The 1,087-nt window shown below is 67.3% G+C and carries 1 pseudogene; it reads left to right on the top strand.

Annotated features, from left to right (window positions below):
* Positions 1-356: 356 nt before the first annotated feature.
* Positions 357-1,087 (top strand): annotated as a pseudogene (locus U1700_RS15200) (hypothetical protein); the annotation flags it as partial.

Here is a 1,087-nt window from a genome sequence, read left to right as displayed (position 1 = left end):
GGATCGGCGGGTTCGTCCGTTGGGTCGACGCCTCCGGGGAGACGATCGCGATGCCGGAACTGCGCGCGTTGGCGCGTAAGTAAGAGGACGCCTATCCCCTACCTCCGTTCAGCCTGAGCGAAGTCGAAGGCCAAGGGCATCGCTCTGCGCGAGGTCCAAAGCGTGCACTTCGACTTCGCTCAGTGCGAACGGAGGGCGGCAATAGATCCGGCGCGCTATCCCCATCCCCGACCGCCGTTCCGCCTGAGCGTAGTCGAAGGTCATGGGATGACCTTCGCGGCACCCGCAACAACTCGCCGCAGCGCAGGCCGCGTTCGTCTTGTCCTTGCCCCCTTCGATCCGCTAGGCCCGGCGGCATGAATGGGGGAAAGCTCAACTGGTGGCAGACGCGGTGGTTCGTTGCGGCGATGGCGCTGCTCGCCGCCGTGCCGCTGCTCTGGCCCACCGTGCCGCCGCTGGTCGACCTGCCGGGGCACATGGGGCGTTACCGCGTCCAGCTGGAATATGCGCATCAGCCCTGGCTGGCGCAGTGGTATCGCTTCGAATGGCAGATGATCGGCAATCTGGGCATCGACCTGCTGATCGAGCCGCTGGCGCCGATCTTCGGGCTCGAACTCGCGGTCAAGCTGATCGTCATTGCGATTCCGGTTCTGACCGTCACCGGCCTGCTGTGGATCGCGCGCGAGGTGCAGGGGCGCATCCCGGCGACCGCGCTGTTCGCGCTGCCGCTGGCCTATAGCTATCCCTTCCAATTCGGTTTCGTGAATTTCGCGCTGGCGATGGCGCTGGCGCTGAACCTGTTCGCGCTGTGGCTGCGCATGGGGCGGCTGGGGGCGGTCAAGGCGCGGGCGATCCTGTTCGTGCCGCTGTCCTGCATCCTGTGGGTCGCACATACCTTCGGCTGGGGCGTGCTGGGCGTTCTGGCCTTCTCCGCCGAGCTGATCCGTCAGCACGACATCCGCCGCGCCGAGGGTGCGCGCGGGGTGCGCGGCTGGGCCGAGTCGGCCTTCCATGCCGGGCTGGGCTGTATCCCGCTGGCGCTGCCCATGGTCCTGATGGTGCTGTGGCGTTCGGGCGCGGACGTGAC

The organism is Sphingomonas sp. RB1R13 (assembly GCF_036663775.1).
Taxonomy (GTDB): Bacteria; Pseudomonadota; Alphaproteobacteria; order Sphingomonadales; family Sphingomonadaceae; genus Sphingomicrobium.
The sequence above is the reverse complement of the archived record's forward strand: the minus strand, read 5'-3'. Positions and strand labels throughout refer to the sequence as shown.